An 18,705-nucleotide genomic window follows, 5' to 3' on the forward strand; every position below is an offset into this window, starting at 1 on the left:
GGCGTGCGGGGTGGGGTTCGGCGTCAGGACAGCTTCGCTTCGGGGGCGAAGGCGGGCAGCTTGTCGAGGCTGCTCCGCACGGCCGCGGCGCCGTACTCGAACATCTGCCGCTCGTAGGCGTCGACCGCGCCGAGCAGGTCGCGGCGGCCTTCGTCGGCCTCGATCAGGTGACGGCGCAGCAGGTCGGCGTCGCGCAGCGCGGTGTTGGCGCCGTTGCCGCCGGTCGGGGAGGTGGCGTGGATCGCGTCGCCGAGCAGGGTGACCGGGCCGGACGCCCAGCGTGCGCCGGGCTTGACCACGCGGATGGACAGCAGGGTGCTGTTGTCCGGGTCGGCCTGCTCGATCAGTGCGCGCAGCTCCGGGTGCCAGCCCTCCATCCGGGACAGGACGGCGTCCTGCGCGCTCAGGTCCTGCAGGGAGCCGTTCGGCGGCAGGATCATGGCCCAGCGGACGTAGTCGCCGATGTCGGGCAGCGTGACTTCGGGGGCCAGCCGCTCGGCGGCCTCCTTCGGCGGGGTGGGGAACCGCATCGCGCCGAGCAGCAGGCTGACGCCGTCGCCGGCGATCTTCGAGCCGTAGGCCTTGGACAGGCCGGCGAACTCGTCGGTCAGCGGGGTGCGGCCGATGACGAACCGGACGCCGGTGTCCGTCGGCGTGGTCTGCGGCGTCAGCACCCCGCGGACCGCGGAGGTGACGCCGTCCGCACCGACGAGCAGGTCGGCCGTGGCCGGGTCGCGACGGGCGAACCGGGCCTGGACGGTGCCGTCGGCCTGGACGTCGTAGCCGGTCAGCGCGGCGTCGGTGTGCACGGTGAGGCCGGTCAGCAGCAGGTGCCGCAGCACCTGCCGGTCGACCACGATGCCGGTCCGGCCGGCGCCGAGCCGGCCGATCTCGTTCAGCTGCGGGTCCAGGATCAGCTGCTCGGCGGCGGCGTCCATGACGATCTCGTCCAGCAGCGGGTGCCAGCGCGTCGGCAGGCAGTCGCGCACCGCCTGGAAACCGACCGGGTCCAGCACGAGCCGGTAGCCCTGGAACCGGGCGACGATGCCCGGGTCGCGCTCGAACACGGCGGCCTCGATCCCGGCGCCGCGCAGACCCTGCGCGAGAGCCAGACCTCCCAGACCGGCTCCGACAATGGAAACTCGCATCACACACCTCCGGATGACCTGCGAACGAACTTAGTTCGTTCTGACGATCTAAGTTCTACTCGGCGAACTTAGTTCGTGTCAACTCGTGGTGGTCGGCGGCTCGGCCGCGAAGGCCTCCCGGCGGTCACCCCAGTTTCGTGGCACCCGCCGCCGCGGCCCGGATCTCGGCCGGACCGAGTCCGGCCGTCCGCAGCGTCGCTTCCGCCACGACGGCCGGTTCGATCTCGACCGCCGGCTCCGCCGAGGTGCCGCCCCAGCGCCGCAGGGGGATGACCACCTCCACGACCTGGATCAGCAGTGCTCCCAGCACCGTCGCCGGTACCGCGTCCGAGCCGGCGACCAGTTGCCCGGCCTTGCCGCCGAGTCGGCCGTAGATCTCCTGCAGTTCGTGTCGCAGGGCGCGGAAGTCGTCGAAGCGCTCGTCGCGTACCTCAGGGATCAGATACAGGCTGCCGATGTTGTGCGGGGCGCGCGCCAGCAGCTCGGTGTCTGTCGCGGCCAGGGTGTACAGCGCCGCTGCTGCGGCCGCCGGGTCGGAGCCTGCCTGTTCCTCCAAGCGGCGTGCGAGTTCGGCGCTGGGGCGCACCGAGCGGTCCAGCAGTTCGGCGAGGATGTCGTCCTTGCCTGCGAAGTGGTAGTACAGCGACGCCTGGCGGATGCCTACCGCGTCGGCGATGGCGCGAGTCGAGGTGCTGCCGACGCCCTGCTCCACGAACAGCCCGGCGGCGGCGAGCAGGATCTGTTCGCGCGGCGGCAGCTGCGGGGCGGTGTCCGGGACCGCGCGGGGTCGGCCCGCGCGTGACGTCTTCTCCACGATGGTCATTCTCGCGCCTGGCCCAGATGAGCGCGCCAGCCGCCGGCCGCGGTGATGTCCTCCGCGTCGTCGAGTGCTGCCGGTTCGCACAGGAAACCGGGCACCGTGCGGCCGTCGGCCAGCGCTACCGGGCCGATCGCCATCGGGGGTGGCAGGGTTGCGACGAGTTGGGCGAATCCGGCGGCGGGCAGCTTCCACAACTCGCCTTCGATAGACGCGCCCTGTGCGGTGCCGGTGCCGGTGTTGGCGTTGGTGTTGGCGCCGGTCCGGACCAGGCCGGGCTTGGCCGGGACGGTCCTCAGCGCGAAAAGCCGGTACTCCGGCGCGGTGCGCACGTCTTCGGCGAACGCGCCGCCGAGCCCGACCAGCTGCCGGTTCAGCGGCTGGCCGCGCAGGTGCGCCCCGAAGACCGCGACGTGGACCGGCGGCGCGGCGAAACGTGCGGCGAGTTCGGCCAGGGCCGCGTCGGAGTGCGGCGCGCCGGTGACCATGACGCCGAACGGCAGCCCGTCGACGAGCCCCGCCGGGACCGCGAGCGCCGCGAGGCCGAACAGGTTCGCGAAGTTCGTGTACCGGCCCAGGCGGCTGTTCACACCGACCGGATCGGCGGCGACCTCGGCGAGTGTGGGGTGGCCGGTGGTGGTCGGGGTGAGCAGGGCGTCGCAGGTGTCGAAGACGGCCAGCCCCTCGGCGCCGAGCTGCTCCAGGCGCTCGCGGTCGCGGAACAGTTCGGCGGCGGTCGGGGCGGCACCGGCCAGGATGATGGCCGCGACCGTCGGGTCCAGGTCGGCGTCCGGATGCTTCTCGATGAACTCGCCGACGGCCGCGTAGCGCTCGGCGACGAAGGCGCCGCCGTACAACAGGGCCGCGGCCGCCAGAAGTGGAGAGATGTCCACTTCGACGATCTCGACGCCGCACGCGCGCAGCCGGGCGACCGCCGCCGCGAACGCCTCCGACCAGCCCTCGGCCAGGCCGGTCAGCTGCGCCGCGACCGGGACGGCGACCCGCGGACGCGCCGGCAGCGCCGGCAACACCGGAGCCGGGTCACCCATCAGCTCGGCGACGGTGCGCGCGAGGGCGAGTTCGGGGGCGAACACCGTCACGCAATCCACCGAACGGCACGCGGGGACCACGCCGGTCGTCGGCACCGAACCCACAGTCGGCTTGACCCCGACGATGCCCTGAAACGCGGCGGGCACTCGGCCGGAACCGGCGGTATCGGTCCCGAGGGCGAAGTCGACCTCGCCGAGCGCCACCGCCACGGCCGACCCCGACGACGAGCCGCCGGAGATCCGCGCCGGATCCCAGGCGTTGCGGACGGGGCCGAAAGGGCTGCGGGTGCCGACCAGTCCGGTCGCGAACTGGTCGAGATTGGTCTTGCCGATGACGATCGCACCGGCGGCACGCAGGCGCGCGACGCAGGTGGCGTCCCGGTCCGGCCGGTAGGAGTACGCGGCACAGCCGGCGGTCGTGGCCAAGCCCAGGACGTCGATGTTGTCCTTGACGGCGAACACCAGCCCTGCCAACGGCAAACGCTCTCCGGCGGCAACCCGCTCATCGATCGCCTCCGCCTCGGCCAGGACCTCCGGCTCCGGACGCACGCTGATCCAGACCTCCGGCCGGTCGGCCTCCCGGATCCGGGCAAACGCAGCGCGCACCCGCGAAACAGCACCGTCCGCGCCGCACCGCAAAGCACTATGCGAAACGGCACTCTGCGAACCAACAGCACTCTGCGAACCCAAGGAACTCAAGCCCCCACCCCGATCGACACCAGCGCCTGCCCCGCAGCGACCTGTTCCCCAGGCCGGGTGTACACATCCAACACCCGCCCCGCGCACGGCGCCGTCACCACCGACTCCATCTTCATCGCCTCCACCGCCGCGATCCGCTGTCCGGCGGCGACGACCGAACCCGGCTCGACGTGCAGCTGCCACACCGTCGACAGGAACGGCGCGGCCACGACGACCGCCCCGTCCGGCACCGCGAACCCCGACTGGTCCGGCGCGGTCGCGGCGACCGGCTCGGTCTGCCGGTCGAACTCTCCCGAGGCGTGCCAGCGCTGCTTCTCCGCGTCGAACGCAGCACTCTGCTGCGCCCGGAACGCGGCGATCGATTCCGCCTCCCGCGCCAGGAACCGCTCGTACTCGGCGATCGAGAACGTCCCCTCGACCGTCTCGAAGTCGCCGCGGCCCGCGTCGGTTTCGGCGCGCAGCTCCAGCAGCTCCTCGGCCGACACCGGATACCACTCGATCCGGTCGAAGAACCGCAGGGCCCAGGGATGCTCGCGGAACAACCCGCCGCGGCGGAAGCGGTTCCAGACCTGCACGGTCCGCCCCACGAACTGGTACCCGCCGGGCCCCTCCATCCCGTAGACGCACAGATAAGCCCCGCCGATCCCGACCGAGTTCTCGGCGGTCCAGGTGCGGGCCGGGTTGTACTTCGTCGTCACCAGCCGGTGCCGCGGGTCCAGCGGGGTCGCGACCGGAGCTCCCAGATAGACGTCGCCGAGCCCGAGCACCAGGTACGAGGCGTCGTAAACGATCCGCTGCACGTCCTCGACCGACTCCAGGCCGTTGATCCGCCGGATGAACTCGATGTTCCACGGCGTCCACGGCGCGTCGTCGCGCACCCCGGCCATGTAGCGCTCGATCGCGACCCGCGTGGCCGGGTCGTCCCAGGACAGCGGCAGCCGCACCGTCCGTGACGGCACCACCAGCTCCGAGGTAGGCGGGATCGTCGCCTCCAGCTCGCGCAGCAGCGCCGCCATGTCGGTCGCGCGCAGGGTCCGCGAGTCGGTGTGGACCTGCAGGGACCTGATGCCCGGCGTCACGTCCAGAACGCCGCGCGGCGCGTGTGCGGCCAGCGCTTCTTGCAGGGCGTGGACGCGCATCCGCAGCCCGATGTCGAGCGTCATCGGCCCGTACTCGACCAGCACGTTGCCGTCCCCGTCGCGCCGGTAGGTCACCTCCGGGCGGTCGTCCTGCGCCGGCAGCCGGCCCAGCACGCCGTCGTCTCCGTCGCCGCCGCGCAGCAGCACCGTGTGGCACGCGCGGTCGTCGGTGAGCAGCGCCGCGTCGGCCTCCCGCACCGGGACGAACCGCACGGTGTCGCCGGGCCGCAGCTGCCCGAGCTTCCACAGGTCGCCGCCGGCCACCACCGCCGGACACACGAAGCCGCCGAGCGAGGGCCCGTCCGGCCCGAGGATGATCGGGGTGTCGCCGGTGAAGTCCAGGGCGCCGACGGCGTAGGGCGTGTCGTGGATGTTCGACGGATGCAGCCCGGCCTCGCCGCCGTCCTGCCGGGCCCACGCGGGGCGGGGCCCCAGCAGCCGCACGCCGGTCCGCGCCGAGTTGTGGTGCACGGTGTAGCAGGACGCGTACAAGGTCTCGATGTCCGCGCGGGTGAAGAACTCCGGCGCCGCGTGCGGGCCCTCGGTGACGGCGATCTCCCAGGCGTCGGTGAACGCCGGGCGCCGGTGCGCCGGGGTCGGCGGCCCGACCCGCGTCAGCCGCTCGCCGGGAGGGAACGCCGGATGCGGGTGGTCGGAGTCCGGCGATCCGGGGCGCAGCACGTCACCGGTGACCAGGGCCCGGCCGCCGTGGCCGCCGAACCCGCCGAGCGTGAAGGTCGAGGCGCTGTCCAGGTGGCGCGGCACGTCGAAACCGCCGCGCACGGCCACGTAGACCCGCAGCCCGGGACCCGCGACCGCGCCGACCGCCAGCTCCGACCCGGCCGCGACCTCGACCGGCTCCCACATCGGGATCGGCGCGCCGTCCAGCAGGACCTCGCACGGCGCGCCGGTGACGGCGACGATCGTCGCCGCCGAGAAGAGCAGCGTCGGCCCCGAGGCGGTGGCCTCCAGCGCCGGCGCCCCGGCCGGGTTGCCGACCGCCAGGTTGGCCTCGGCGAAGGACACCGCGTCGAAGGGCCCGCTCGGCGGGACCCCGACCGACCACAGCCCGATGCGGCCCGGCAGGTCCTGGACCGTCGTCTGCAACCCCGGCACCAGCACGTCCACGCGCGGATCGGGATCGCCGACGCGTCCCTCCTCGGCCAGTGTGGAGGTCGAATGCGTCACCGAGCGCAGTGCCGCGTCGTCGGTCAGGGCCCTGAGAAGCCCGAGGTTCGTGACGATCCCGTCCACGCGGCAGCCCTGGAGCCCTTCGCGCAGCACATCGAGCGCGTCGTCGCGGGACGGGCCTGACGCGATCACCTTGGCGAGCATCGGATCGTAGTGCCCTGAGACCTCCATCCCGGTCTCCAGCCAGCCGTCCACCCGCACCCCGGCCAGCGGCGGCGTGCCCTGGCCGGGGAACAGCACCGCGGTGACCAGCCCGGAGCTCGGCTGCCCGCCACGCCCCGGGTCCTCGGCGTAGACGCGGGCCTCGACGGCGTGGCCGCGCGGCTCGTGCGGGCCGAAGACGGCGTCGCCGAGCCCTGCGTCACCATCGAGCCCTGAGTCATCGTCGAGCCCGGCCGCGCCGTCGCGCGCAAGGCGCAGCATCAGGGCCACCAGATCGACCCCGAACACCTCCTCGGTGACCGGGTGCTCGACCTGCAGCCGGGTGTTGACCTCCAGGAACGAGGCCTCGGCCCGGACCGGGTCGTAGACGAACTCCACGGTTCCGGCCGACCGGTATCCGACGCCGGCCAGCAGGGTCCGTGCCGACTCGTGAAGCAGTGCCCGCATATGGTCCGGCAGCCCCGGCGCGGGTGCCTCCTCGATCACCTTCTGGTGCCGGCGCTGGAGCGAGCAGTCGCGGTCGCCGAACACCGCGACCCGGCCGGCGCCGTCGCCGAACAGCTGCACCTCGACGTGCCGCGCCGGCCGGACCAGCCGCTCCAGGAACACGCCGCCCTCCCCGAAGTTCGCGCCGGCCAAGCGACTGACCCGGTCGAACGCCTCGCGCACCTCCTCGGCCGTGGCGCACGCCGCCATGCCGATCCCGCCGCCGCCCGCGGTCGCCTTCAGCATCACCGGGAACCCGATCCGCGTTGCTTCGGCGACCGCCTCGTCCGCCGAGGCCAGCAAACCGGATCCGGCGAGCATCGGGACGCCGGCGTCCGCCGCGAGGGCGCGCGCCGTGTGCTTGCTGCCGAAGGCCTCGATCTGTTCGGCCGTGGGGCCGACGAAGGCCAGGCCGGCCTCTTCGACGGCGCGGGCGAACTCCGCGTTCTCAGACAGGAAGCCGTAGCCGGGGTGTACGGCAGCACCATGCTTGACCGCGAGCTCCAGGATCGCCTCGGCGCGCAGGTAGCTTTCGCGTGCCGGGCCGGGGCCGATCCGGACGGCCGTGTCGGCCTCGCGGACGTGCGGCGCGGCCCGGTCGGCGTCGGAGAACACTGCGACGGTCCGGATGCCCAGCTCCCGCGCCGAACGGATCACGCGCCGGGCGATCTCGCCGCGGTTGGCGATCAGGACCGTGTCGAAGCGGGGGTTCACGCGTCCTCCTGAGCGGTCGGCGAGACGTTCTGCGGGGCGGCGTCGGCAGCGGTGACGATCATGCGCAGCGGCGTCGGGTCGAAGGCGTTGCAGGGGTTGTTCATCTGCGGGCAGTTGGACACGACGACCAGCACGTCGCGCTCGGCGCGCACCGCCACGCGCTTGCCGGGCGCGCTCAGGCCGTCCACGATCCCCAGCGCCCCGTCGGCCTCGACCGGGACGTTCATGAACCAGTTCAGGTTCGACACCAGGTCCCTGACACCCAGACCCCACTTCGCGCCCTCGAACAGGAAGTTCTCCCGGCAGGCGTGGTCGGCGGCGGTGTGGTGGCCGTAGCGCAGGGTGTTGGACTCCTTGGAACAGGCCCCGCCGATCGTGTCCTGCCGGTCCACCTCGTTGCCGACGACGGTCATCAGGGGATTGCCGTGATTGGACCGCAGCACGGTACCGGTGCGGACGTAGGCGTTGCCCGACCAGGTCAGCGTGTCCGGGACGCTGTAGCGCTCGGCCGGGTCGGCGGCGTCGAACAGCAGGCAGTCGGCGCTCTGGTTGCCGCCGACGTCCACGATCGTCAGCACCTGCCCGGCCGGTACGACCGCCGACCACGAGGCGCGCGCCGCGACCCGGTCGTCGCGCACGACGGTGCCGGGGACCAGGGGATGGGACCAGTCCAGGACGGTCACGAGCGGGACTCCCAGTCGTCGATGGTGTTCAGGTACGCGCGGGTGCGTTCGGGGCTGGCGGCGAAGGACGCGTCGCCGGGTCCGGTCGGGGTGCTCCGCCAGGCGTGGATGCGCAGGGGGCCGACGCGGTAGTCGGGACGCGGGTCCAGGGGATGCGGGACGTTGGCGATCAGGACGATCAGCGGGAGCTCGGCGATCAGGTCGACCGAGGTGCCGGGGCCTGCGGAACCCTGCCAGGTGAGGGTGCCGTCCTCGGCGACGCGGACGCCTTGGAAGAAGGACAGGGACGGGCCCAGGTCGCGCGGCGTCAGGCCGTGCTTCGCGGCGGCGAGCGGCAGGAGCGACTGGCCGGACGGCGTCGGTCCCTCGGGGCGGGCGTCGCCGTACTTGGCGAGGTTCCAGGCGTCGGAGCTGGTGCCGCAGAAGGCGTCGTGGTGCTGCGAGGTGTCGGCGGCGAGGGTGGCCAGGACCCTGCCGTCGCCGGAGAGCAGGGGATGGCCGGGGCCGAGGTAGGCCTGCCAGGGGATCTTGAGGGTGTCGGCGATGTTGAGGCGTTCGTACGGTGCGTCGGCGCGTAGGAGGAAGACGTTGGCGCAGGCGTCGCCGGTGGGGTCCTGCAGGCGGATCCGTGTGCCGCGGGCGACGATGCGGTGCGTGTAGGCGGCCGGGGGGACGGTCTCGGCCCAGGTGAGAGCGTGCGGCGCGACGTCGGCCGGTATGTACGGCGAGGTCGCGGCCGGGATGTAGGGCATGGATTGCGTGGCCGTCGCGGTCGCGGATGCGGCCTGGGAGCGCGCGTCGCTTCGGGCGGCGGTGATGGTGTCGGTCTGGCGGGTGGTCATGACGCTGCCTCGGCCACCGTTCCGGGCGCTCCGGCCCCTCCGGCTGCCGCGACCGCTCCGACCGTGATCCCGCTGGGTGCCCGGTGCCGCCGGTGCGTCGCCGCGTAGTAGAGGCCGCCGACGGCCGTCGCCCCGGCGATGAACAGGACCCCCGACCACCGCAGCCACCAGGTGTGCCCGGTCGTGTCGTAGACGGCGGTGCGCGGCCACAGCAGGTTGACCACCATCGCGGCCTGATAGAGCACGGCGATCGTGCCGACGGCGATTCCGAACCGGCCCAGGCTGAAGACGGCGTGTCCTTCCTCGTCCCGCTCGCCGTCGGACAGGGCGGTCCATCCCGTCAGCCGCCGCCACAGCAGCGGACCGGTCACCCCGAGGTACGCCAGATACAGCATCGCGATGCACAGGCTCGACAACGCTGTGAAGAGCGCGGTCTGGCCGATGTTCACGACCAGTGCCGCCACCGCTCCGACGCCCACGACCAGGCTCGCGGTGATCGGCGTCCCGGTGCGCGGCGAGACCTTCGCCAGGGTCCGGGAGAACGGCAGCGCGTTCTCGCGTGCCATCGAGAACACCATCCGCGATCCGGCGGTCTGGCAGGCCAGCGTGCACGCGAACACCGCCACTGCCACCGTGCAGAGCAGCAGCCGTCCCAGCACGGACCCGAACCGCTGGGAGACCACCCAGGCCAGTCCGCCGGAGGCCAGGTTCCCATCGGTCAGGCTCGGCGCCGCGATCAGGCCGGCCAGGATGAGCAGGCCTCCGCCGAGCCCTGATACCGCGACGGCGCGCACGATCGTCTTCGGCGTCGTCCGGCGCGGGGCGCGGGTCTCCTCGCTGAGCTCGCCGGCGGCGTCGAAGCCGACCAGGACGTACGCGGCCATCAGCGCCGAGGCCAGCCACGCGAACAGGTACGAGCCGCCCGAGGCCGCGCCGGTGGTGTGCAGCACGACGGTCGCCGACCGCTTCGGCAGGAAGAACAGCAGGGCTATCAGCGCGCTGACACCGATCAGTTCGACGACCACGCCGGCGCTGGTGACCAGGGCCATGACCCGCACCGAGACGATGGTCACGACCGTGGTGACGACCAGCAGGACGCAGCCGAGGAGCACCGCGTTCTCCGCGCCGGTCGAGGAGGTCGGCGTGGCGTCGGCGTGCGAGCCGCCGACGATCTGGAACCCGTTCCAGATGCTCGGCAGCACCGCCTGCAGGGCGACGGCGGCCACCGCGACCGTGAGGATCTGTCCCACGATCATGGTCCAGCCGGTGAACCAGCCGAACACCTTTCCGGCCAGCCGCGTGGACCACTGGTAGATCGCCCCGGAGACCGGCCACCGCGCGGCCAGCTCAGCGAAGTTCAGCGCCACCAGCATCTGCCCGGCGAACACCACCGGCCAGGTCCAGAAGAACGCCGCGCCGCCGAACCCGAAGCCCAGGCCGAAGAGCTGGAAGACGGTGGTCAGGATGCTGACGAAGGAGAACCCCGCGGCGAAGGAGGAGAAGGAGCCGACCCCGCGGCGCAGCTCCTGGCGGTACCCGAGGGCGGCGAGGCCGTCGGCCTCGGCGAGGCCCGTCGCGGCGCCGCGGCCGGACGGGGACAGGGGTTGAGCGGGTGGCGCAACGTTCGGGTGCTGACTCATCGCGGACCTCACCGGGACTGGCGAATACCTGTCGAGCGACAGGTATCACCCAAAGTCATATCGGCTGGTCACCGCTTCATGACGCGGTCGTATTTCCTGTGTTAAATCCGGCGCAGGTTCGCGACGGTTCACGCAGGTTCCGGGGAACACGTGGAAGCGTGATGCGCCGGTCGGCGCGGCCCGGCCCCGCTCACACCGCGACGCGTCCGCCGTCGACGGGCAGGACCACGCCCTGGACGAAGCTCGCGCCGTCGCCGACGAGGTACGCGACCGCCTGCGCGATCTCGTTCGCGTCGGCGACCCGCCCCGTGGGCGCCTGGGAGGCGAGCTGGTCCAGGCCGTCGCCCATCGCCGTGGTGCCCTCGGTGCGCGTCGGCCCGGGGGAGACCGCGTTCACCCGTACCCCGTGCGGCCCGAACTCGGCCGCCCAGGCCTTGGTCAGCAAGTTGACGGCGGCCTTGCCGGAACCGTAGAGCGCCATTCCCGGCATCCCGAAGGCGGCGACCATCGTGGACACGTTGACGATCGCACCCCCGCCGCGCTCGGCCATCGCCGGGGCCAGCGCCGCGACCAGGAAGTACGGGACCTTGACGTTGATCGCGTACATGGCGTCGAACTCCGCCTCGGTGGTCGCCTCGGTGGGACCGAACCCGCCGATCCCGGCGTTGTTGACCAGGATGTCCACCCGGCCGGCGGCGGCGATCGCGCGCTGGGCCAGGTCGCGTGCCGAGTCGGCGTCGTGCAGGTCCGCGGCCAGGAAGTCGGCCTTGTGGCCGGCGGCGCGCAGGGCCTGGACCACCTGTGCGCCGCGCTCGGGATCGCGGCCCGAGACCAGGACGTGGGCGCCCCGGTCGGCCAGGGCTTGGGCGGTGGCCCGGCCGATGCCGCTGGTCGACCCGGTCACCAGGGCGATTTTGCCGGTGAGTTCCATGAGGCGCCTCCTTGAGAATGGCTTGTGCGATCCACTATTCGCCGCAAAAAATGGATTGTCCAATCCAGAACTTGAGGTAGGCTGATCTCATGAACACCCGTGACCAGCCCGCGAAACTGACCCGGAAGGGCGAGGCGACGCGCCTGCGCATCGTGGCCGCCGCCGCGCAGCTGATGTACGAGAACGGGGTCGCCGGCACCACGATGGAAGACGTCAAGACCGCGGCCCGGGCCAGCAGCTCGCAGCTCTACCACTACTTCGCCGACAAGCAGGCACTCGTGTTGGCGGTCATCGACTACCAGAACGAGTCGGTCGTCGGCGGCCAGGAGGCCATGTTCGTGCGGCTCGACAGCATCGACGGGCTGCGCACCTGGCGTGACTTCCTCATCCAGCACCAACGCGACCTCGGCTGCCGCGGCGGCTGCCCGATCGGATCACTGGGCAGCGAACTGGCCGAGATCAACCCGGACGCGCGCACCGCCGTCTCCACCGCGTTCCTGCGCTGGGAGGCGGGTATCCGCGGAGGACTGCAGGCCATGCACGAACGCGGGGAGCTCACCGCCGACCCCGACGAGCTGGCTTTGACCATCCTCGCCGCACTGCAGGGCGGACTCCTGCTCACCCAGATCCACCGCGATGTCCGGCCCCTGGAAGTCACGCTCGACGCCATGATCAGCCACGTGGAAGCCCACACCGTAGTTGCTGGGGCCTCGGTCAGCCTCACCCGATCGGCCTAACGGGCCCGTCTCCGCATCGGGTCGAATCCGCTGGTCGGCCGGTCTGTCGCCGGCGGGACCAGTGTTGTCCGGAAGCGCCGCTGGACGACCGGGGGAAAGGTGGCGGTTGGCGTCGGTCGCAGGGCCGATCCACTCCATCGCATCACCACCGCGCGTCACCACATCGCATCACCCGCAGAAGGAGCCTTCGCCATGCCGTTCGTCACCGTGGGGCAGGAGAACAGCGCGTCGATCGACCTCTACTACGAAGACCACGGCTCCGGGCGTCCGGTGGTGCTGATCCACGGCTTCCCGCTCAGCGGCCGGGCCTGGGAGCGCCAGGAGCGGGCGCTGTTGGCCGCCGGGCGGCGGGTCGTCACGTACGACCGGCGTGGCTTCGGCCGGTCCAGCCAGCCGTCGACCGGCTACGACTACGACACCTTCGCGGCCGACCTCGACAAGCTGCTTCAGGCGCTCGACCTGCAGGACGCGGACCTCGCCGGGCACTCGATGGGCGGCGGTGAGATCGCCCGGTATCTGGGGTCTTACGGTTCGTCCCGGATCCGCAAGGCTGTGATCATCTCCGGCGTCCCGCCGTATCTGCTCAAGACGCCGGAGACGCCCGACGGCGTGCCGCTCGACGTCTTCAACGAGATCGCGGCGGCGCTGACCGCGGACCGCGCCGCGTACTTCACCGAGTGGAACAAGAACTTCTTCAACCTGGACGAGACACTGGGATCGCTCATCAGCCCGGAGGAGGTCCAGGACTGCTGGAACACGGCGGTCGGGGCGTCGCCGACCGGCACCATCGCGTGCGTGGCGACGTGGTACACGGACTTCCGTGCCGACCTGCCGAAGATCGACGTCCCGGTGCTCGTGCTGCACGGCACGGCCGACCGGATCCTGCCGATCGCCGCCTGCGGGCCCCGGACCCACGCGTTGATCCGGGGCAGCGAGTACAAGGCGATCGAGGGCGCGGGTCACGGCTTGTGCTGGACGCACGCCGAGGAAATCAACGCGGAGCTGTTGAAGTTCCTGGCGTAGCGGCCACCCGCGTCCCTATGCCTCGAAAGGGGTGAGGACGAAGATCGGCATCTTCCTGCTGGTCTTCTTCTGGTACTCGGCGTAGTCCGGCCAGACGGCGACGGCGCGGTCGAACCAGGCCTCGTACTCCTCGTCGTGGACCTCCCGGGCCCGGTAGTCCTTCTTGGCCGGGCCGTCCTGGAGTTCCACGTGCGGGTCCGCGGTCACGTTGAAGTACCAGACCGGGTGCTTGGGCGCGCCGCCGAGGGAGGCGACGACGGCGTACTCGCCGTCGTGCTCGACGCGCATCAGCGGGGTCTTGCGCAGCTTGCCGGACCTGGCGCCGACCGAGGTCAGCACGATGACCGGCCGGCCCTGGTTCTCGGCGCCCTCGGTCCCTCCGGAGCGTTCGTAGAGCTCGACCTGGTCGCGGCTGAAGTCGAACGCGCTGGGCTCGTATTCCCCGGTGAGAGGCATGGTTTCGTCATCCGATCCGTCGTCGGTCCACCGGCCGGCCACCAGGCGTGGCGGGGCCTCGTCCTCAAGCGGACTTTACCCCGTTTGATGGGCGGAGGCCAGAGGCTGCGCGGATCGGCGTCCGTGTTCGGGGTCGGGGCGGATCACACGCCGCAGAGACGCCGGATGAGGTCCTGCCAGGCCTGGCCGATCCGGTCCTCGATCCCGGTGGGCTCGGTGAGGTCGGAGGACGACAGGTAGAGCAGCATGGGTCCGTCCAAGGCGGCGGTGAGCTGGATGGCGAGCATCTCCAGGTCGGCGCCGTCGAGCCGCAGCTGCCCCAACAGCATGCGGATGTGCGTCCGGGACAGGGGTGATTCCGTCCCGGCCGGAATCGGCTGCCGGCCGTCGAGGGAGGCGCGCGCGATGTCGCGGTTCCTGATCATGAAGGCGATCCTGGCCTCGCCGTAGGCGATCAGGCGGTCCATCGCGGGGGCGCCGGGGCCCAGCGGCGCGGGTCCGGCCAGCACCTGTTCCTGGAAGTCGTGCTCGTCGTCTTCGAGCAGCGCCTGGAAGATCCCCGCGCGGGTGCCGAACCGGCGGAACACCGTGCCCTTGCCGAGCCCGGCGCGCTCGGCCAGGCCGTCCATGGTGATGCCGTCCGCGCCGCACTGTTCGGCGAGCATCTCGCGGGCCGTGGCCAGCAGGTGTTTGCGGTTGCGCACGGCGTCGGCGCGTTCGGTCGGCGGTGCACCCAGGGGCAGTGCGCCCAGAGGCAGAGCGGGGCGGTCCATGGGGGCCATGGTACCGGCGGGAATGTTAATCGGGGTAAAGTCCGTTTATCGTGGAGCGCGGCGACCCCCGCCCGCACACAACCCCCGCACCCGCCCTCACGGCGGTCGGCGGAAACCTCGACCGACCAGCACACTCACAGATCGGAAGCATCATGAGCGACTTGAAGATCGCGGTCATCCTCGGCAGCACCCGGCCCGGCCGCAACGGCAAGGCCGTCGCCGACTGGGTCATGGAGAAGGCCGCGGCGCGCACCGGCGCGAAGTACGAGCTGGTGGACCTGGCCGACTACCCGCTGCCGCACCTGGACGAGGCCCTGCCGCCGGCCATGGGCCAGTACGCGGGCGAGCACACCAAGGCCTGGGCCGCCACCATCGCTGCGTTCGACGGGTTCATATTCGTCAGCCCCGAGTACAACCACTCCACGTCCGGGGTGCTGAAGAACGCCATCGACTACCTGCACGCCGAGTGGAACAACAAGGCCGCCGGCTTCGTCTCCTACGGCTCCCTCGGCGGCGCGCGGGCCATCGAGCACCTGCGGGCGATCGCCAGCGAGCTCCAGATGGCCACGGTCCGCCAGCAGCTGTCCTTCTCGATGTTCACCGACTTCGAGAACTTCTCCGCCTTCCACCCCGGCCCGCAGCACGACGACTCCGCCACCGTGCTGTTCGACCAGCTTGAGGCGTGGGCCGGTGCGCTGAAGACCCTGCGGGTCTGAGGCCCGGCGGGACCGGAGCCGGGCCAGGCTGCCTCGCGGCGGCCTGGCCCGGGGAATTCAGGACTCTGCTACTGCTACTGCGCTACGGGTACGAGACGACGTCGCTCGGGCCGACGAACGTCGAACTGACCGCCGCGCCCTTGCCGTTGATGACCGACTGGATCCCGCCGGAGCCGGTGAGGAACACCGTCAGGATGTCGTGGAACTGGACGCCGGGCCTCGACGGTGCCTGGAACGCCATCGAGTTCTGGATGCCCACCCCCTGGTTGAAGAACGTGTAGCTGCCCATGCCGTAGCCCTGGAAGGTCTTGACGTGCTTGCCGACCAGGAAGGCGGGGTAGCCGTTCTGCGTCGGGCTCGCCATCCACGAGGCCTGGTTCGGCACCTCGTACGGGTTCTCGTTCTGGAAGAAGATCACAGTGCCCTGCTGTCCGTTCCAGACCGTCTCGTTCTTCTGGAAGTGCTCGACCGCGAGCCCGTAGGCCGTGACGCCGTTCCCGTTGACGGTCAGACCGGTGTCGGCCTGGTCGGAGGTCCAGGTGCCGGCGCCCGCGCCGTGGTCCGCGCGCCAGATCCAGACGTCGTCGAGGATCGAGCCGTCGCTGTTGTCCACGAAGGCGTCGCGTACCGTGCCGGCCGTCGCGCCGCCGACCCGGAAGAACACGTCGTCGACGGTGATCGGGTTGTCGGCGTGGCTGACGTGGAAGGGCCGCGGTGCGATGTCGAGCAGGGCGTGCGACTTCTCCGTCCCGGCGTCGAAGATCAGGCCGGACAGCGTGGTGCCGCCGGTGTCCGCGACGTCCATGGCCACGTTGCCGTCGGTCGGGACCAGGGTGGGGAAGCCGAGGCCGACGATCTGCGTGTTCGGCCACAGGACGTGGATCGTCCGCGGGACGTTGTAGACGCCCGGGGTGAACAGCAGGTCGTCGCCGAGCAGCAGCGCCGTGTTGATCTGCATGACGGTGCTGGCCGGGTTCACGACGTAGAACTTGCTCAGCGGCAGCGAGGTCCCGGGAGTGGGGCCCGCGGCCCAACTCGGTCCGCTCGAACTCTTTTGGAGCGAGGGGACGAAGACCTGGTACTGGCCGGAGTCGTCGAGGTAGAGGTACGGGGCTTCCTTGGTGACCGGGCACGTGGCCAGCGTCGTGTAGGGGGCCGGGCCGCCGGGGTCTCCGGAGTTCGCGGCGAAGCTCTGGGCCGGAGCGCCCGGGTCCCCGCAGAAGACCTGGTTCCAGACGCCGTTGGTCCAACCGTCGAGGGCGGTGTTGCGGGTGATGTACTGCTGCTGCGAACCGTTGATGACCGTCCCGCCGGTGAACCGCGAGTCGGCGATGAAGCCGCCGCTGGCGTAGTCCGGCGAGCCGTCGCAGTAGTCCATCAGGCTGACGTTGCCGTTGACGACCACCCGGCGCAGCGGGGCGGCCTGCGAGGCGGCCCAGAACTCGGTGTTCGCCTGGCAGCCGCTGCCGCCGGCGACGTTGATCGTCAGGTTCGTCACCGACCGCCAGAAGTTGTCGGTGGCGTTGCAGTTGGTCTGGCTGCCGAGGCACTGGTTGTAGACGTCGAGCGAGCCGTTGATGACGGTGCGGTCCGGGGTCAGGCCCAGGCCGGCGACGCTGGTGTAGTAGCCGACCTGGAAGACCAGGGGATTCGCGACGGAGCCGTACGTCCCGGGCTTGAAGAGCAGGGCGTAGCGCTCGGTGCCGAACTGGTTCGGCACCTGCTGGGTCGCGATCGTGGTGAGCGTGCTCTGGATCGAGGCCTGCGACATCGTCGGATCGAACACGATCACGTTCGGACCGAGGGCGCCGCCGGTGGGCGGGAGGAGCGTCGCAGGGCTCTGGTGCGCGGCGCTCGCAGAACTGGACACGGACGCGGTGCGGGGCGCGGATGCCGACGCGGACGCCGACGTGGTGAGGGCGGAGGCTGTCACGAGGCCCAACGCCGCCGCCGCGATCGTCAGAGCCCGGCCCGCGCGCCCGAGGGTGCGCGGGTAGCGGAAACGTTTACGTCTGATCACATTCCACCTAGCCTTCGTAGCGGATGTCTGTGATACCTGTGTTGGAGAGCGCTCTCAGGGACAGGAGTGAACTCGCGTGCGACGAGCGCTGTCAAGAGATGCTCTCCAGCTGGTCGAAGGCTCTTGCTGGTCAAACGCTTCAGGTGATCATCGGTCTCATCTGTCCGCGGCCACCCGCACCACCCGCGTGCAGGCCACCACGGCGATGCTGACCAGCGCGGCGAATACCACCATCGCGTTGCGGGCGGAGACGTGCTGGGTCGCGATGCCCAGACCGACCACCGGCACGGTCAGGCCGACGTAGGCGCCGAGGAAGAACCCTGCCAGGACCTCGGCCCGGGATTCCGGGGCGGCGGTGGAGGCGGCGGCGGTGATCGCGGCGCGGAAGGAGATGCCGGCGCCGGCACCGGCCAGGGCGCCGCCGATCACGAAGGTCGTGAGGTCCGGCAGCCACATCCCGGTGATCATCAGGGCCAGGCCGGGGATCAGCAGCAGCGGGCCGGTGCGGAGCGCGGTGCGCTGTCCCGCGCGGCTCATCGCGATCTGGGCGAGCGCGCCGGCGGCGAAGGCGGTGAACGCTACGGCGCCGGCCACCGCGTGCGAGGTCTGGTGCAGGGTGCCGGCCAGGAACGACGGGGCGAGTGAGGTGAAGACGCCGTAGACGGCGAAGGTGGCCGCGCCGGTCGCCGTGGCGGCGAGGAACATGGGGCGGGCGTGCGGCGGCACCGCGATGCGCTGCGGGCGGTAGCGGGGCATCGGGTCGGGGCGGTCGGTGGTCTCCGGGGAGAGGGCTATGAGCAGGGACAGCACCAGGAGCGTCGCGCCGAAGACGTAGTACGACAGGCGCAGCGGTTGCGGCGCGTACTGCGCGAGGAGTCCGGCGATCAGCGGGCCGACGCCGATGCCGCCGAGGTTCGCGGCGGTGGCGACGATCTGTGCTGTCTGGGAGGAGCGTGCTGTCTTTGCGGAGCGTGCGCGCTGTGCGGAGTGCGAGGCGTCAGCGAGCGTTTCGCGGTGGAGCTCGGACAGGTAGGCGGTGGCCGTCGCGGTGGTCAGGCCGATCGAGACGCCGGAGACGACGCGGGCCACGAGCAGGCCGGCCAGGCTCGGTGCGAGGACGAAGATCAGGCCGCTGAGCACGTTGACCAGCAGCGCCGGGACCAGCACCCGCTTACGGCCGAGGCTGTCCGAGAGGTGGCCGCCGAAGAACAGGCTGGCGACCACGCCGATGGCGTAGGCGCCGAAGACGACGGTGAGCGTGATCGTCGAGAAGTGGTCGCGGCGCTGGTATAGGACGTAGAGCGGGGTGGGCACCGCGGAGAAGCCCATGTTCACCAGGAAGGCGGCCGCCGCGGCCCAGAACCCGAACGAGTGATGGCGGCGCCGGCGTGCGTGGTCGAGGCCCCGGTCCGTAGGCGCCGTCGGCGAACCCGACGGTGCGGAGGTCGCATTGGAGATCGCAGTCATGCGTCCAGCGTG

At 71.4% G+C, this 18,705-nt stretch carries 15 protein-coding genes; 3 read left to right on the plus strand and 12 right to left on the minus strand.

What is annotated here, in order from left to right:
- Positions 1–23 precede the first annotated feature (23 nt).
- From GWK61_RS15375 to GWK61_RS15410, 8 genes are all read right to left on the minus strand, one after another.
- Positions 24–1,148 (minus strand): FAD-dependent oxidoreductase, encoded by a 1,125-nt coding sequence (locus GWK61_RS15375; RefSeq protein WP_194909050.1) that lies wholly within the window; start codon positions 1,146–1,148, stop codon positions 24–26.
- A gap of 124 nt (positions 1,149–1,272) precedes the next feature.
- Positions 1,273–1,971 carry a TetR/AcrR family transcriptional regulator gene (locus tag GWK61_RS15380; protein WP_194909051.1) on the minus strand — a complete coding sequence of 233 codons (699 nt, stop codon included), beginning with the start codon at positions 1,969–1,971 and terminating at the stop codon, positions 1,273–1,275.
- Positions 1,968–3,653 (minus strand): allophanate hydrolase, encoded by a 1,686-nt coding sequence (locus tag GWK61_RS15385; RefSeq protein WP_194909052.1) that lies wholly within the window; start codon positions 3,651–3,653, stop codon positions 1,968–1,970. Before GWK61_RS15385 ends, GWK61_RS15380 begins: the two co-directional genes overlap by 4 nt.
- Before the next feature lie 56 nt (positions 3,654–3,709).
- A complete protein-coding gene (gene uca / locus GWK61_RS15390; protein ID WP_194909053.1) occupies positions 3,710–7,405 on the minus strand; it encodes an urea carboxylase in 3,696 nt (1,231 codons plus the stop codon).
- Positions 7,402–8,088, minus strand: coding sequence for an urea amidolyase associated protein UAAP2 (locus GWK61_RS15395; protein ID WP_323747577.1), 687 nt, complete (start codon positions 8,086–8,088; stop codon positions 7,402–7,404). Before GWK61_RS15395 ends, uca begins: the two co-directional genes overlap by 4 nt.
- On the minus strand, positions 8,085–8,930 hold the full coding sequence (locus GWK61_RS15400) for an urea amidolyase associated protein UAAP1 (RefSeq protein ID WP_194909054.1): 846 nt from the start codon (positions 8,928–8,930) through the stop codon (positions 8,085–8,087). The genes GWK61_RS15395 and GWK61_RS15400 overlap by 4 nt, the downstream gene beginning before the upstream one ends.
- Positions 8,927–10,570 (minus strand): amino acid permease, encoded by a 1,644-nt coding sequence (locus GWK61_RS15405; protein ID WP_194909055.1) that lies wholly within the window; start codon positions 10,568–10,570, stop codon positions 8,927–8,929. The genes GWK61_RS15400 and GWK61_RS15405 overlap by 4 nt, the downstream gene beginning before the upstream one ends.
- Positions 10,571–10,760: 190 nt before the next feature.
- Positions 10,761–11,501, minus strand: coding sequence for an SDR family NAD(P)-dependent oxidoreductase (locus GWK61_RS15410; RefSeq protein WP_194909056.1), 741 nt, complete (start codon positions 11,499–11,501; stop codon positions 10,761–10,763).
- Between the two features lie 89 nt (positions 11,502–11,590).
- Between GWK61_RS15410 and GWK61_RS15415 the strand changes: the two genes are divergently transcribed.
- Both GWK61_RS15415 and GWK61_RS15420 read left to right on the plus strand, forming a co-directional pair.
- Positions 11,591–12,238 (plus strand): TetR/AcrR family transcriptional regulator, encoded by a 648-nt coding sequence (locus GWK61_RS15415; RefSeq protein ID WP_194909057.1) that lies wholly within the window; start codon positions 11,591–11,593, stop codon positions 12,236–12,238.
- Positions 12,239–12,430: 192 nt separating this feature from the next.
- A complete protein-coding gene (locus tag GWK61_RS15420; protein ID WP_194909058.1) occupies positions 12,431–13,261 on the plus strand; it encodes an alpha/beta fold hydrolase in 831 nt (276 codons plus the stop codon).
- Between the two features lie 15 nt (positions 13,262–13,276).
- Here the strand turns inward: GWK61_RS15420 and GWK61_RS15425 are convergent, their stop codons facing one another.
- Both GWK61_RS15425 and GWK61_RS15430 read right to left on the minus strand, forming a co-directional pair.
- Positions 13,277–13,717: a nitroreductase family deazaflavin-dependent oxidoreductase gene (locus tag GWK61_RS15425; RefSeq protein ID WP_194909059.1), complete on the minus strand. Its 441-nt coding sequence runs from the start codon at positions 13,715–13,717 to the stop codon at positions 13,277–13,279.
- A 143-nt stretch (positions 13,718–13,860) separates the two neighbouring features.
- Complete coding sequence (locus tag GWK61_RS15430; protein WP_194909060.1) at positions 13,861–14,490, minus strand: TetR/AcrR family transcriptional regulator; 630 nt, start codon at positions 14,488–14,490, stop codon at positions 13,861–13,863.
- A gap of 152 nt (positions 14,491–14,642) precedes the next feature.
- Between GWK61_RS15430 and GWK61_RS15435 the strand changes: the two genes are divergently transcribed.
- Complete coding sequence (locus GWK61_RS15435) at positions 14,643–15,206, plus strand: NADPH-dependent FMN reductase (RefSeq protein ID WP_194909061.1); 564 nt, start codon at positions 14,643–14,645, stop codon at positions 15,204–15,206.
- Positions 15,207–15,288: 82 nt separating this feature from the next.
- Here the strand turns inward: GWK61_RS15435 and GWK61_RS15440 are convergent, their stop codons facing one another.
- Together GWK61_RS15440 and GWK61_RS15445 are read right to left on the minus strand one after the other, a co-directional pair.
- A complete protein-coding gene (locus GWK61_RS15440) occupies positions 15,289–17,226 on the minus strand; it encodes a pectate lyase-like domain-containing protein (RefSeq protein WP_194909062.1) in 1,938 nt (645 codons plus the stop codon).
- A gap of 156 nt (positions 17,227–17,382) precedes the next feature.
- Positions 17,383–18,693 (minus strand): MFS transporter, encoded by a 1,311-nt coding sequence (locus GWK61_RS15445; protein WP_194909063.1) that lies wholly within the window; start codon positions 18,691–18,693, stop codon positions 17,383–17,385.
- Positions 18,694–18,705 lie beyond the last annotated feature (12 nt).

Origin of the sequence: Catenulispora rubra, assembly GCF_015356825.1 — a bacterium.
Taxonomy (GTDB): Bacteria; Actinomycetota; Actinomycetes; order Streptomycetales; family Catenulisporaceae; genus Catenulispora; species Catenulispora rubra.

Bases quoted from the DNA above. Each gene is read 5' to 3' on its own strand.
- GWK61_RS15430 (WP_194909060.1), bottom strand. From the start codon at position 14,490: ATGGACCGCCCCGCTCTGCCTCTGGGCGCACTGCCCCTGGGTGCACCG.
- GWK61_RS15405 (WP_194909055.1), bottom strand. From the start codon at position 10,570: ATGAGTCAGCACCCGAACGTTGCGCCACCCGCTCAACCCCTGTCCCCG.
- GWK61_RS15375 (WP_194909050.1), bottom strand. From the start codon at position 1,148: ATGCGAGTTTCCATTGTCGGAGCCGGTCTGGGAGGTCTGGCTCTCGCG.
- GWK61_RS15420 (WP_194909058.1), top strand. From the start codon at position 12,431: ATGCCGTTCGTCACCGTGGGGCAGGAGAACAGCGCGTCGATCGACCTC.
- GWK61_RS15415 (WP_194909057.1), top strand. From the start codon at position 11,591: ATGAACACCCGTGACCAGCCCGCGAAACTGACCCGGAAGGGCGAGGCG.
- GWK61_RS15400 (WP_194909054.1), bottom strand. From the start codon at position 8,930: ATGACCACCCGCCAGACCGACACCATCACCGCCGCCCGAAGCGACGCG.
- GWK61_RS15410 (WP_194909056.1), bottom strand. From the start codon at position 11,501: ATGGAACTCACCGGCAAAATCGCCCTGGTGACCGGGTCGACCAGCGGC.
- GWK61_RS15435 (WP_194909061.1), top strand. From the start codon at position 14,643: ATGAGCGACTTGAAGATCGCGGTCATCCTCGGCAGCACCCGGCCCGGC.
- GWK61_RS15445 (WP_194909063.1), bottom strand. From the start codon at position 18,693: ATGACTGCGATCTCCAATGCGACCTCCGCACCGTCGGGTTCGCCGACG.
- GWK61_RS15380 (WP_194909051.1), bottom strand. From the start codon at position 1,971: ATGACCATCGTGGAGAAGACGTCACGCGCGGGCCGACCCCGCGCGGTC.
- GWK61_RS15425 (WP_194909059.1), bottom strand. From the start codon at position 13,717: ATGCCTCTCACCGGGGAATACGAGCCCAGCGCGTTCGACTTCAGCCGC.